At 40.1% G+C, this 14,430-nt stretch carries 10 protein-coding genes; all 10 read right to left on the reverse strand.

Translation table 11 applies throughout. The annotated features are described in order from the left end of the window. Nucleotides 1–294 precede the first annotated feature (294 nt). Complete coding sequence (locus J2S74_RS02820; RefSeq protein WP_307321582.1) at nucleotides 295–1,311, reverse strand: endo-1,4-beta-xylanase; 1,017 nt, start codon at nucleotides 1,309–1,311, stop codon at nucleotides 295–297. A 152-nt stretch (nucleotides 1,312–1,463) separates the two neighbouring features. After that, the gene (locus J2S74_RS02825; RefSeq protein WP_307321585.1) at nucleotides 1,464–3,416 is read right to left on the reverse strand and encodes an ABC transporter ATP-binding protein; all 1,953 of its coding nucleotides are present in this window, start codon (nucleotides 3,414–3,416) and stop codon (nucleotides 1,464–1,466) included. Between the two features lie 205 nt (nucleotides 3,417–3,621). Continuing rightward, complete coding sequence (locus J2S74_RS02830; RefSeq protein WP_307321588.1) at nucleotides 3,622–4,938, reverse strand: glycoside hydrolase family 10 protein; 1,317 nt, start codon at nucleotides 4,936–4,938, stop codon at nucleotides 3,622–3,624. 1,073 nt (nucleotides 4,939–6,011) lie between these two features. Further along, the gene (locus J2S74_RS02835) at nucleotides 6,012–6,956 is read right to left on the reverse strand and encodes a carbohydrate ABC transporter permease (protein WP_307321590.1); all 945 of its coding nucleotides are present in this window, start codon (nucleotides 6,954–6,956) and stop codon (nucleotides 6,012–6,014) included. 78 nt (nucleotides 6,957–7,034) lie between these two features. Next, nucleotides 7,035–7,949, reverse strand: a complete 915-nt coding sequence (locus J2S74_RS02840; protein WP_307321593.1) for a carbohydrate ABC transporter permease — start codon at nucleotides 7,947–7,949, stop codon at nucleotides 7,035–7,037. Next, entirely contained in the window at nucleotides 7,946–10,501 is a 2,556-nt protein-coding gene (locus tag J2S74_RS02845) for a DUF5696 domain-containing protein (RefSeq protein WP_307321595.1), read from the reverse strand. Before J2S74_RS02845 ends, J2S74_RS02840 begins: the two co-directional genes overlap by 4 nt. 16 nt (nucleotides 10,502–10,517) lie before the next feature. After that, complete coding sequence (locus J2S74_RS02850) at nucleotides 10,518–11,132, reverse strand: YIP1 family protein (protein WP_370875949.1); 615 nt, start codon at nucleotides 11,130–11,132, stop codon at nucleotides 10,518–10,520. A gap of 4 nt (nucleotides 11,133–11,136) precedes the next feature. Next, nucleotides 11,137–12,600, reverse strand: coding sequence for an NHL repeat-containing protein (locus tag J2S74_RS02855; RefSeq protein WP_307321600.1), 1,464 nt, complete (start codon nucleotides 12,598–12,600; stop codon nucleotides 11,137–11,139). A 16-nt stretch (nucleotides 12,601–12,616) separates the two neighbouring features. Continuing rightward, on the reverse strand, nucleotides 12,617–13,420 hold the full coding sequence (locus tag J2S74_RS02860; protein ID WP_307322285.1) for a carbohydrate ABC transporter permease: 804 nt from the start codon (nucleotides 13,418–13,420) through the stop codon (nucleotides 12,617–12,619). Nucleotides 13,421–13,494: 74 nt separating this feature from the next. Then, entirely contained in the window at nucleotides 13,495–14,412 is a 918-nt protein-coding gene (locus tag J2S74_RS02865; RefSeq protein WP_307322287.1) for a carbohydrate ABC transporter permease, read from the reverse strand. Nucleotides 14,413–14,430: the final 18 nt, after the last annotated feature.

Consider the following 14,430-nt stretch of genomic DNA (forward strand, 5'->3'; position numbering starts at 1 on the left):
AGTCTGTTCAAAACTCCCATGTCTTTATAGACACCACGATAAATGAGAACTATTTTTGACTGTGCTAAATTCGGGAGTTGATTTACGCTTCAGGCACTCGCTTTCCGCGGGCAACGCTTCAGCCTCCTCGGGAAACCCACCCTGCGGTGTCTTCAGCCGTTGCTTTTCCCGCAGGAGTCTCGTGCCTTTCGCTTCAATCAACTTCTTTTGAAAATAAACAATGTATTAAAACATAATTTTCGTATAAAGTTCAAAAACAAACTCTTGAACAGACTCTATATAAAGTTTCCTTGTTTAAGAATTTGCTACATTTACTAGTTCCCAGTAGGATTGTTTTGGTTTATGCTCTGCATCAAAAGGAAATGGCCAGTTTTTTCTACCTCTCACCGGGAAATTATTCAACCATGTATAATCATCTGCTGCCCCCCAGAAGGTCACCGACGTGATGTACTCACTGTACTCCTTGAATAACTTGAATATTTGTCCATATCGTTCTGCCTGACGCTCCATCATTTCCGTAGTCGGTTCCTTCAGATCCGTTCGACGGTCGTCATGATTGAATACAGATATGTCCAACTCAGTGATATGCAGCTTTAAGCCTAGGCTTGCATATCTCTCAATGGCTTGACGAATAAGGTCAAGGGAAGGTGACTCTAAATTCCAGTGCGCCTGCAAACCAACTCCATGAATTGGTACCCCTTTGTCCTTTAGTGATTTTACCAACGTATATATTTTCTCTCTCTTTTCAGGAACAGACTCGTTATAATCATTGTAGAATAACAACGCATCCGGATCCGCAGTATGAGCAAATTCAAACGCTTTACTAATAAAATCCTCTCCAGCAATGTCGAGCCATTTAGACGGTCGCAGTAGTTCTTCACTTTTATCTGAAACAGCCTCATTCACAACATCCCAAGCATAAATACTCCCCTTATATCGGGTCATAACTGTTTCAATATGAGACTTCATCCTGGCTAGAAGTGTCTCACGGTCAACAGTGCTTCCATCCGCTTTCTCAAACATCCAGTTAGGTGTTTGATTGTGCCACACGAGGGTATGTCCCCTAACCCCCATTCCGTTCTCTTTAGCAAAAGACATCAAGCGATCCGCATTGTCAAACGTGTACTCATTCTCTGCAGGGTGTACACTTACAAATTTCATTTCATTCTCTGCAGTCACACTATTGAAATGATGTTTAAGCAGTTCACTTTGAGTGTCCAACGTCAACGGATTTACTGCCGCTCCAATTAAAAAATGCTGCTTAAAGGCTTCATGCAATTTTAAGTTCTCAGTCAAACGTAAATTTTCCATACATTTCTCCTCCAATTCTTATCTATATTCAATAAAAATAAGATAACTGTATTACTAGAGTTAGTGTAGCGTGCATATAAAACAGTAACAACCTGTCAAACACTTGGTAAATCACCCTTTACCTCTTAGCTATTTATGAAAAGTACAAAAATTTATGAGTGGACGTTCTCCAATTCATCAGGCTTCATTGCTTTTAATTGTTTTTCATAAAGGTTTCGATAAACACCATTTAACTGTAATAGCTCTTTATGTGTGCCGTGCTCCACAATTTCTCCACGCTCTAATACTAATATTTGGTCCGCACGTACCACGGTTGCTAATCGATGTGCAATAACAATGGTTGTACGATTCTCCATGAGCTTTTCTAAGGCTGCTGTCACCAGTGCTTCCGATTCAGCATCTAACGCAGAAGTTGCCTCATCAAGAATTAATATACGGGGATCTTTGAGTAAAGCCCTAGCGATAGCAACCCGCTGTTTTTGCCCCCCAGATAATCTCATTCCTCTTTCCCCTAAGATGGAGTCGTAATTATTTTTTAATTCCATAATGAAATTGTGAACATTAGCTGCTTTGGCTGCTTGAATTACTTCCTCCTTAGAAGCTTCAGGCCTTCCGTAAGCGATATTCTCATACACAGTTCCAGAAAAGAGAACATTATCTTGAAGTACTAATGCAATTTGTTTTCGGAGATCATATAGATCATAATTTTTAATATTGACCCGATCGAGTAGAATCTCTCCTTGATCAGGATCATAGAAGCGGGGGATTAGATTTGCTAAAGTGGATTTTCCTGCTCCACTGGAACCTACTAATGCAATGACCTCGCCAGGTTTAGCGTGAAAAGATATATTTTTTAAAGCTTTGTACTCCTCATATTCATATCCTTCAATTTCGGGCCTTCCCCTTGGCGGTATTTTAGGCGGTACTAAAAAAAACTTCTTATCAGCTTTAAATTCTTCCACTATATCTGGATCCCCATCTTTATCTCTATTTTTAAAGATTGGACGTTCCGATTGATACACGAAAGATACATTATTAAAAACTAACTCTCCATTACTATGTTTTAATGGCTTTGCATCTTCCCGATTCAATATATCAACATCATAATCAAACACTTCAAAAATTCGTTCCACGTTTGCCATGGAATTTTGTATCGTTACATTTACTTCTGCAAAACGTTGAATAGGACGATACATTTGCATAAGATAAGCTTGAAAGGCAACTAAGCCTCCAACAGTAAATTCCCCTCTCATAACAAATAATCCACCTACGAACCAAACTATGACTGTTCCTATATGATTAAAGGATTGTGTAATACGTCCTAGTATATTGGATAATATATGGGCTTTCATGGCATAGTTAAAATGTTGTTTCGCTTGTTTATCATAGCGCTTCATTTCTGTCTTTTCTCGGTTAAAAGCTTGAACAATTTTAATTCCGCTAATTCGCTCCACTAAAACAGCAGATATACGTTCCATTTGCCGATGAACGGATCTCCAAGCAAAGCGAATGCGCACGTTTAAATTCGTAAAAGTTAAATAATACATTGGGAGAATCCATAAAGCTAAAAGGGCTAAGCGCCAGTCTAAAACAAATAACATAGCTGCAGCAAAAAATACGACAAATAAATCTACGATAATGTTGATAACGCCACCTTGTACAAGATTTTGTGCTCCATTAACATCATTTAATACGCGAGATACGACCCCACCAACATGTTTGTTATCATAAAATTTAGGAGATAGTAATTGCAGATGTTGATATAGTTTTTGCCGTATGTCAACAACCATCCTATTTCCTAGCTTAGCAGTTACATAGTTTCTAATAAATTCCATCGTTACTCCAAACAGAAATACGATTAACAAAACTAGTACAGCACCTTCTAGCGTCCATGAACCTTCCCCTTCGAAAACATGGTCAATTAAAACAATCCCTGTAATATAAGGAGCTATTAGCGGTACAGCTAATTGGAGTATCCCTAAAACAATGATTAGCATAAAAACAAAACGATAGGGCCGAATGAACCTCCAATACTTTCTTAATAATTTCTTTCTATCCATTTCTTCTTTCATTACTTTCTTTGAAACTTTCCTATCACTATCCATCAAATACCCCCAATTATATATCTTCGCGAGTATAGCACTGTGACGTACCCGTATTCGATAATTCTATGCGAAGTCCATTCGTGAATATACTCACCGCTAGAAATAGAGTGCTTTCAGACTTCAAAAAATTAAATTTTTTTAACAAAACGGAGCAGCTGCAACGATGCATACTGCTCCACTATCAGAAACCCTTTATTTTCCAAAGTTAGTCTTGAGGTAGTTTCGAAGGGTCGACAACAGCCCAAAAAGCTGGTTTCGCATGAAGCTGGTGGTCAAACAGTAACGGTGCATTGGTGCGGTTTACAGGAAACGAGTGCAACCAAGTATGGCTATCGGCGATTCCCCAGAAAACAACACCACTTAAAATATCCTTATGCTCCCTAAATGCTTCGAATAATTCTTGATATCTTTCTGCTTGTTTCATCAGCACTTCCTCGGGGATATCATCACCGAAATCACTACGATCATTCCAAGAATATAGGCTCATATCCAATTCAGTAACAAGGTTATCAAGGCCAAGCTCGCTGAACAATTTCATAGATTCAATGATTGACGATACAGATGGTCCATGAATGTCAATATGCGTCTGGTGACCAACCCCATCAATCGGCACTCCTTTGTCCAGCATCTTCTTTACCAACTCGTAGAGTCGGTCACGCTTTACAGGATTATCTGTTCCGTAATCATTTATGTAAAGCTTAATGTCTGGACCTCCAGCTTCACGCGCTGCTCGAAATGCTGTCTCAATGAAATCTGTACCTGTAATCTGGTACCATTCGCTTTCCCTCATACCATCTGGGGTACCCGGTTCAATTACCTCATTCACTACATCCCATGAAATGATATCGTCCTTATACCTCTCTACTATCGTGCGAACATGATTATCTAACCGTTCGAGAAGTAGTTGCTTATTTGCTTCACGCTTTTCTGGATCGGTTTCATCAATCATCGGTTTTCCATCAAGATCTATAAAGAACCAATCACTTACTTGGGAATGCCAAACTAGCGTATGAAATCGTAACTCCATATCGTTTGCCTTGGCAAATTCGACAATTCGATCAGCGTTCTCCCAAGTGAAGTTACCTTCTGAAGGTTGAAGTGCATCAGGCTTCATCACATTCTCTGCTACCAGCCAGTTTACATGCTTCTTTAGTAAATCCGATATCAGTCCGGTAGTTTGGAAAGGTTCAATCGCTGCACCAATCGGAAAGTAGTCAATATATGTTTCCGCAAGTGAAGGGATATCCTCCTCAACTGATGGAACAGGAGGTTCTTCCGTTACCTCCGTTTCCGAGTTGTCATCCACTTGTTCACCCTTGACCTCCGCCTCTTCTTCCGAATTCGACTCATTAGTTTCCCTTTCCTCTTGTTCATTTGACTCTTCAACAGCATCCACATTTTCGCTGTCGCTCATTGTTTCTTCACTTGATTGACACCCGCTCAGCAATAGCCATATGGAAAAAACGACTAAAAGTATTATCGCATTAATAATGAAAGTCTTTTGCTTGTTATTCAATTTCATCTGGTTTAGTTCCCACCTTTCTAAAAAATACATCCTGGTAGTCTACCCTGAAAATAGGTGGCATCAAAGGTCGCTCTTTACCTTTGATGCCACCGAAGCAATGAGCGAAGCCGCCGCCATCTTTACAAAGCTAGCTATGAATGGTTTTCTCATAGTTAGTGCGCGGTGCGCAGAGCCATTGCCGTCACTTTTCATCCCTCATGGTGAGAAAATACTTAATCATGGGAGTCTACCCTGAAAATACGCTTCTATAGGGTTCATTCGCTACGGTTTCGCTCCCTTTCCGTGGGTGATCTGACAAGCCTCCTCACGACTGCGCCGTTGCGGGGGCTCGTCTTGATCATTCTCCCACAGGAGTGTCGCAAACCCTCGCTCATTCATTGTTTCAAAGCTATTTTCATTCACCATGGTGCGACCTAAAAAGTTGCATGGGGGGCTACCTTGAAAATACGCATCAGTAGGTTCGTTCATTCGCTACGACTTACTCCCTTTCCGTGGGGGCTCGTCTAGATCATAGTCCCGCAGGAGTGTCGTGAGTCTTCGCTCATTCACTTCTCCTCAACGCTTATTTTCATCCTCCATGGTGAGAAAATTCTTTATCATGAATGGCTACCCTGAAAATAGGTGGTATCAAAGGTCGCACTTTACCTTTGATGTCACCGAAGCAATGAGCGAAGCCGCCGCCATCTTTGCAAAGCTATCTATGAGTGGGCTTCTCATAGATAGCGCGCGGCGAGCGGAGCCATTGCCGTCATTTTTGATCCACCATGGTGCGAATTAATATTGGCATGAAAGTCTACCCTGAAAATAGCTACGTTGGAGCTCGCTACAGCCCTCTCGCTTTCCGCGGGCGAACCGCAAGCCTCCTCGGGAAAAGCGCCCTGCGGGGTCTTGCCTGGCTCGCTTATCCCGCAGGAGTCTCGAGGGCTTCCGCTCACACCAACGCTGATTAATATAATTTTCATTCACCATGGTGCAACCTAAAAAGTTGCATGAGGGGCTACCTTGATAATAAAAACACCTTACAGAAACCTAAAATAGAACTTCCGCAAGGTGCTGTGAAAAGAAATAGCTTATCCTACAACCCCACTTCGTTCAACACTTTGAACGAAGTACCGTTGAACAAATAGATACATAATAATCAGTGGCAGCATAGAGAGTAGAATACCCGTGTCCTGCACCATGCTCTGGAAAAACGGATCATTAGTGCCTGCCTCTCCATCGAGTTGGATAGCCAAGTTATATGGTAAAGATGATAATTGAGTAGCCAACACATTACTTGATGTCAAATACGTTGTAGTATAAAACGTATCATTCCACTGCCACACAAATGAGAAAAGCATAACCGTCACTATTGCTGGCAGGGCATTCGGGAGCATGATTCGAAAAAACGTTGTCCCAACTCCTGCTCCATCAATATATGCCGCTTCCTCAATTACTTTTGGTATTCCCTTAAAGAATTGTCTGAAAATAAAGATGAAGAGTCCCGCTTTAAGAGAACTTGCCGTAATTGCTGTCAAAATAAACGGCCAATAAGAATTTAACAAATTAACTGAATCCCCTGTTAATAAAGGAATTATTCCCATAAAGGTAAACTCCCTTAAATTCATGTATATGGGGATAAGGATCGTAGTAGGCGGAACCAAAATAGTAAGTATGACCCCGGCAAAAAGTATTTTCCCCCCTTTTATCTTTAACCGTGCAAATGCATAACCTGCTAATGCACAAGAAGCAGTTGTTAAAATTGTTGTTATTCCTGCCAGAAGGATAGTGTTTAGCAATGTATTCCAATAATCCATAATCCATATTGCAATCCTAAAGTTTTCTAGTGAAAAATGCTCTGGAACCCATACTACAACCGGTGAGTAAAGGTCCTTTTGGTGCTTAAACGCTGTCGAAATTTTTTGGAGAATAGGATATAGGATGACAAACGCTAATCCAACAATCAGAACGAATCGCACCGTCGACCATAGCCAACGCTTCCAATTGTCTAGCGATAATAATCTAGCTATTTTCAAATCGTTCCCCCCTATCTAATTAAGTCGATTTCTATGGATCGATTGTTTTTGCTTCTACTTTATGCTCATGAGCCTTGTCTATTCTTGGTAGAAGACCCTCTTAGATATGAAATACGTACTTACCATTAAGATCAACATAATGGAAAGAAAATACAGCCATGCCATGGCCGAGCTTAGTCCAAAATTAAAGGTGTCAAAGCCAGTTGACATAATTACATCCGTCACTGGACTCCTAGAAAATGAGTCAATAATCGTATAGATCACATTGACTAAGATAAGCGGGCTAACCATTGGTAACGTAATCTTCCAGAATGCTTCATACCCTGTAGCTCCCTCTACTTTAGACGCTTCATATAATTGAGGTGAAATCGACTGGATACCTGCAAGGAAGATCAATATTTGAACCCCTGACTGACTTACAATGTCATAGATGCGGTTAACTGCTCCTGAAAGATAAAGAACAATAGTTTCATGAACTCCAGCCCTTAGCATCATTCGTTCTAGTTCAAAAGATGATAAGGCATTGATAGCTCCACTAGAGCTAGCAGCCTGTTGATTGACCGCTTGTACAAGGCTTGACGATTCTAAGTTCATAATGACCCCAGATGCCAGTATTACCGGAAGGAAAAAGATAGCTCTTGAGACGGATCTTCCAAAAAACTTCTGGTTAAGTACGACTGCCAAAAACAAACTAAAAATGACTATTAGCGGTACATTAACGATAATATCTATAAGCGATTCCACAAGTATACGGTTAAAAGTTGTATTAACTGTTAAAGCCTGTACATAATTAGTAAAACCAATATAGGTGATCTGTATACCTTCAGAGCTTGCTTCGATATTACTTAAGCTGTATCGTAAAGAGTTAATCAATGGAATCATAAAGAAAACGATGAAACCGATTAGCCAAGGGAAAACAAAGATAAAGCCCCAAAATGCCTTTTGACCTTCATATGATTGTAATTTCTCACGAATATTAGCTATGGGTTTCATTGAGCCTCACCACCTGTCATATAGCCTTGGGCTTCTACCGTCTTTCCTTCAACTGTCACTGAATAACGATTGTAATTCACAATTACATAAACACCGTTGTTATAGACTGTCTTGTAGACTCCCTCACCTAATTTCTCATGCCTTATAATAGGCTCATTTTTAACCTTACTTAAAAATTCGTTGATCTCATGGTAGATTTCCGTAGCCTGATCGATCCATAGCTCGTAATTAACAGCATATAAATGGTTAAAATTCGTATCTTTTACCTTGTAATTCGGTTCATAGATCCATTTAAAATATACGTTTGAACCATATTCTAGACTCCTCAACACATATTGCCTAGCATCTAAAAAATTAGATAGGTTATACGGTTCACCTGTATAATCTATAAACCCACGAATCACTATCTGATAGAAAGGAATGACTTCATCCACAATCTTATAGCCCGTATCACTCAATGGTGCATTAGTAATATGTGACAAGTAAGGGAAGGTGTAGGCATTACCGCCGTCAGCCATGATATTCAAATTCTCTTTACGAATCTTTTCCAACGCCTGCTGGGAAAAACTCTCAGACTCTGTACGATGAATTTGATTATTCCTTCTGTAATCACTATTAAGTTGATCTGCTAAATCCCTCAGCGAGATTCCACCAGTCTCATACGAACGTAAACCTTTTAGCATTTTCTCTGTATAATCCCCTACAAACTTAGGTGATAAAATATAAGTTGGTGATTTGGATCTATCACGTCGATCTAGCGTCAGATCCATTGGGTATAACTCCGCAGGAAGACCCCTTAACGTTCTTGATGCTTTTTTTGATTCTCTGAAGCCCTTCCCTGAATTGACTGTAAGAATACTAACATTCGGGAAGAGTTCAATCCCCTCTTCTTCTGTAAATGTTACAAAATCGCGTAATCCCCTACTCCCGCCAACGGCGTTATCGACTGAAATATTATCTGGAATCTTGTGATTAACTCCTCCATTAAACCAACCAGTATAATTTAATTTAATATTGGAAATATCTCTCTCCTGCATCTGATTAATAATGCTTTCTGCTTGTTCAAATGTAGTTAAAGGTTCAAGCGCTTGATACGGAATGCCTGCAAAATGCTTCCTTTTAGAGATACTTCCAACGAGCTGTAAGTAGAACGGAGTATCCTGCGCTTCACTAACCACTTGTCTCTCAGGCAATCCATTATTTTGTACGAGATAATCCTGATAATATCCTGCCATCCCATAATAAGAAGCATCTTCACCACTCAGAAATGCATACCGTACTGTGAAGTCCGTCCTCATAGGGTCTTCTTGGAATCTTGGTAGTGTACGCTGCTGCTCATTCGCGTTTAACGTTACATCCCCCTTATTAATTACATAGAAACTTGGGTAAACGTAGTTGTAACTATTTAACCTGCCATTTATATCTGCATTAATCCTCGCAACAGAGGCACCTTCTTCAATAATCCCAAATAATGCTTCGCTTTCCTGAATAATTCCAAAAACAGGTAATCTAACTTTTTCCTCACTACTATTACTATCATCCGTCACAGACAAAGTTAAATCTGATCCGTATATATATTGCCTGTATGACGGGTACTGTGTTTTACCGCTATTAAAGTGGATGAGAGCACCTGAACCGTCTGGTACAAACAGGGACCCTTCGTCCTCTGCCCCACCTGCACCAAAGAAATTCATGAAAGAAACCCTATTTACAGGAAAATTCTCAGGATATTCAATACTTGAAACTGGCACGTTCACAACAAGATTATTATCGTCCAACGTATATTCCATAGATGCTCGGAAGATACGTGCTTCAGCTGACTCTTGTGTAAAGTTCAGTTCTGCCATATCCTGCGCCAAATCCTCCTCGGTGTATCCAGCATCTTCAAACGCCTGTAATGCTCGCTCTAACTGAAGTCCACTCAAAGCATTGTCATTTCTTTCATAAACAGATGTTTCTGAATTCTGTCTATACGCAATCATCAATGCACGTTGCCCCGTAGAATCCAATCTACTTGACAGCTCTTCAAATCTATCTTCGCTCAGCATGAGAGGCAAATCGTTTGCACCTCTCTGCGCTTTACCAAATAGGTAAGAAACCCTAACACCGTTAGTAATCTCTTCGAATTTAATCTGTTCGTGCACAACACTGCCAGAGAAAGTGTTAATGGCATTTCTTTGACCAAAATTATTATAAAATTCCAGTTGCATCTGAGAGCCCAATAAAGCTTGGTTTTCACCAGATGCGATCGGATCCTGATCCCAATTCTCCGGATTACTTCTCCATATTTTTCCACTCTGCTTATTATGAACTGCTATTGCTCCTGTTTGATCATCTACAAACAATTGCAAGTGATCATTCTCAGCTATCCCTTTCATACCAGTAAGGCGGTCATCGGAGAAAGCGGCTTGCAACGGCTCTCCTGGTGTAAATTCCATATCTATCTCGTCACTATCATCCGTTCCACCGATTGTGGTGGGTTCTGAACACCCTACAAGGATGATGGTAACAAGAAAGCACACATGCAGTAGTACCTTTCTATCTATAACCATTTTTTACCACCCTCCCTTAATACCTATTGACAATTTCTTGATAAATTACGCTGAAGAAAGCTACCATCTGTTGAACCAAGCTAAAGAACAATAAGCATAGAAATGCCATAAAGCCCATTGCCACAATTGTCAGTAAGATGGTTCCTACTGATTTGGATGGTGTATATTGATGCACCGTCATGTTTCCAACAAACAATAGAAACACAAACCAGAGAACCGCAAAACTAGTGAAGAAGTAGTAAAACATGGCCTCCTGAATCGAAATCAGATTGCTAAGCCAAATCCATGGGAAGTTAATAAGAACCAACGGTAATAATGCAAAGCATGTTGATGTGAAAATTTCATCAAACTTTCCTTCCCCATCCATTAGAGTGGTTAGGGACCAATTAGCAACACACCAAAATAATACGGGGACAACAACGTATAAGGCCTCCATGAGACTGTTCATATTCTCTGGGTTATACAAATTAACGAGGAACCCGCTATACTGACTGCTCAATACATTCGTTACCACAAGCAAGAACAAGATTACAAAGGAAATAATCAGGCTAATTCGCTTATTGTGTTCATATTTCAAATCCCAAAATCCGTTAAAAGGATGAACGATGAGGTAAAATGGATACTTAATCATCTCTTTATTCAATTGAAAACCCCCTCCTTCTCCTCGTAACTTTACGGTATATTTTAAAGCTTAAATACCCTACCGCAATTAGCATAATTCCCGTCATAATCGTAGAAAAATGTTGTCTAAGCACTTCATTTCGGTAAAGCAAGAATGCCTTCGAGTAATTATTTCGGTCGTAACTTTGTTCAAAGTGATGCATTGCCCCATAGTAATCTCCTTGCCGTAAAAGGGCTTTGCCAATACCGCTATATGCAAAATCAAGATTGGCGTTCATATTGATCGTCTGTTCAAAAAGATAGTTCGCCTTTTCTTCATCACCTCGATAATAACTTCTTACTGCTTCTGTGAGTGTCCGACCATAATCTGTCGAACGAAAAACGGTGATTTCCCCTAAAGCCCTATCCAGAACGAGAAAATCTTCTCCAAACCAATCGATCGCTATAGGGGTATTGAATTTCCCCAATTGATTCCCGAGACCACCGAACATGTACATTAAATGTCCATCACCATCGTACGTAAAGATACGACCTCGCCTAGAGTCAAGTACGGAATAAATCTCACTGTCCGTAACAGCAATATCGATCAACCGGGAAGGTCCCAAATCATAATCATATCGAATGTCTCCTACAGGACTGAAATACCCTTCTCTTCTTAAAATATCTGTTCCTCTTGCATTAAGTTTTTTGATACTATCGTCTGCACCATCAGTACTTGATGCATAGATGAAGCCTTGGTCATTAATATCTAAATTGGAAAATTCAGTTGGTATAAACATCCTCATTTGGCTCCGTTGCTCTCTTGTCGCAACACGTCTCCAAAAATACTCGATTGGATCAACCTGTACACGGTTAGCACCTATGAATGTAGTAAAATCCCCCTCAATGTCAAATTCCATGAAACCGTCAAATACACCTGAAGCTAAAACATAAATCCTGTTAGCCTTATCTACAACAACTTTTACAGGTTGGAACACAAAATCATCTCTCAAAAGATCAGACTGTGGTTCATCAACAATTTTCACCAAATTGAAATCCTGATCCAAATGAACCACGCGATGATTACCAGTATCAGCTATCAGAACATGCTTATCATCCGTCACAAACAAACCGCGAGGATTAGAAAATGTATCATTATTTCCATCATGTAAAAAGGAATCAATTGTATCCACCAAATGGAATTCTTCGTCGATTATTACGACACGGTTGTTGCCGGTATCCATCACATAGATAAAATTGTCGCTTGTTACGTACAAATCATTCGGTTCTCTAAGCGCATCAATCCCCAAGCTTGCACCGTTCACCAGCTTTGTAGCTTGGAAGGCAGCAGGAGCTGGAACGGACTCTCCCCAAAATGAATAGTTATAAGAATCGGAACCATTATTAGCGTGTACTGTCCCAGGCCCCGTACTTATGTGAAGGAGAAAAAACATTGCAGCAAGAAGGAATGCACTCAACTTGTATAACTTTTTCACCATCGTGCACAACTCCCTTCTAATCTTTTATTCCTGAATTAGCCATCGTCGAGATGACACTGCTCTGAGAAATAACAAAGAGCGTAATCGGTACCATCATTAAAAATAAGGCTACTGCAGCTCCGACCCCGGCTCTGGCTATACCTCCAAGTACAATCTGTTCTAGTGCATAGTTAAGGGTTTTCAAACTCTCACTGTAAATGAAGTTCCCTCCATTAGTTCCCCACAACATAGGAAACTGTAGAATCATTAACGTTAACCATGCCGGCTTAACATTTGGCATGACAATAGTCCAAAAAATTCGATACTCACTAGCTCCATCAATCTTGGCCGCTTCTAGTAATGCATCTGGTATTTGTTCCATAAATTGTTTCATAAGAAATAATCCCAGTGGGAAAGCCATGGCCGGCACAATAAGCGCTAAATGCGTATCAATCCAACCGAGCCATGACATCACCATATAGTTTGGAATAGCCGTAACATGCGGTGAGAACATCAAAGCTAATATAACAATGGAAAAAATCGTTTTGGAACCAGGAAAGCGGTATTTTGCAAGGGGATATGCCGCTGCTGATGCCAGCAAAATATGACCTACAGTTCCCACAATTGTAATAACTAACGTATTAGCAAAATATCGTGAAAGCGGTACCCATGAATTCCCCATTATGGCTACTAAATCAAAGAAATTATCCATGGTCGGATTCCTAACGAAGAATCGTGGCGGGAATAAAAATATTTCATCCAGCGGTTTGAATGCATTATTAATCGCATACACTAACGGTAGCGCCATGAAGGCACCAAACACGGCAAGGAGAGCAAACATTAGAAAGCTTACAGTAAAGGAACGATTAAGCCTCTTTTTAATTCGAAAAATCTTCCTCCTCTTTCGGAACAATGTCACTCACCTACCTTTCTTAGTAGTTTTTGAATCACTAAGTTCGTGCCCACCATTAGTGTAAACAGCACTGTTGCGATAGCAGAAGCATATCCCATCTCAAATCGAATTGACCCATAGTCCATAAGATGTGTTACCACAGTATGCGCTGCGTAGTTAACACTTGGAAAACCAGCCAGTGCAATCGATATATCCGCGACTGCGAATGCCATCGTAATCTGCATTACAGCCCCAAATAGTAACTGCGGTTTCATAGATGGGAGTGTAATGAACCAAAGCTCCTGCCATCTGTTTTTTATCCCATCTACAGCCCCTGCCTCGATCAATGAACGATCAATTGTCTGAAGACCAGCAATGAAGGCAAGAAAAGCAGTTCCCAAGCTTAACCATAGTTGAACGAGAATAACTACCCAAAGAATGTACTGTTCATCCCTTAGCCATTGAATAGGCTCTAAGATAAAACCAGCGCTCATTAGGAAACCATTCAAATAACCGTAGCTATCACCGGAAAAGATAATAAGCCATATAAAGAAAACATTCCCCGAAAGTGAAGGGGCGTAAAATATAAGTGTCATGAACGCACGTACCTTTGGTGATAGCTCATTGATAATCCATGCAAAAAGAAAACAAGCAATATAACTGATCGGTCCTGTTATGACTGCAAAAATAAACGTATTTCTTAGAGCAATCATGAAAATATCATCATTTAAAAATAATCTAGAATAATTATCCCAGCCGATGAAATTTGGGAATTCTAACATATTAAAATGAAAAAAGCTAAGTACGAAAGAAACCGCAACAGGAATGAGTGTAAATAAACCGAAAATAATAAAATATGGAGCCATCAAGATATAGTAATGTTTTCCTCTTTTCAACTCCTTCTTAAATTTGGCTAATCGTGACTCCTTAGCCTGATAAATGGAGCCTGTTGTCGGTTG

The organism is Evansella vedderi (assembly GCF_030813435.1).
Lineage (GTDB): Bacteria > Bacillota > Bacilli > Bacillales > Salisediminibacteriaceae > Evansella > Evansella vedderi.

What these genes read in the sequence shown, in the direction of transcription:
- J2S74_RS02820 (WP_307321582.1), bottom strand. Translation starts at nt 1,311, where the DNA reads ATGGAAAATTTACGTTTGACTGAGAACTTAAAATTGCATGAAGCCTTT.
- J2S74_RS02825 (WP_307321585.1), bottom strand. Translation starts at nt 3,416, where the DNA reads ATGGATAGTGATAGGAAAGTTTCAAAGAAAGTAATGAAAGAAGAAATG.
- J2S74_RS02830 (WP_307321588.1), bottom strand. Translation starts at nt 4,938, where the DNA reads ATGAAATTGAATAACAAGCAAAAGACTTTCATTATTAATGCGATAATA.
- J2S74_RS02840 (WP_307321593.1), bottom strand. Translation starts at nt 7,949, where the DNA reads ATGAAACCCATAGCTAATATTCGTGAGAAATTACAATCATATGAAGGT.
- J2S74_RS02845 (WP_307321595.1), bottom strand. Translation starts at nt 10,501, where the DNA reads ATGGTTATAGATAGAAAGGTACTACTGCATGTGTGCTTTCTTGTTACC.
- J2S74_RS02850 (WP_370875949.1), bottom strand. Translation starts at nt 11,132, where the DNA reads ATGATTAAGTATCCATTTTACCTCATCGTTCATCCTTTTAACGGATTT.
- J2S74_RS02855 (WP_307321600.1), bottom strand. Translation starts at nt 12,600, where the DNA reads ATGGTGAAAAAGTTATACAAGTTGAGTGCATTCCTTCTTGCTGCAATG.
- J2S74_RS02860 (WP_307322285.1), bottom strand. Translation starts at nt 13,420, where the DNA reads ATGTTTGCTCTCCTTGCCGTGTTTGGTGCCTTCATGGCGCTACCGTTA.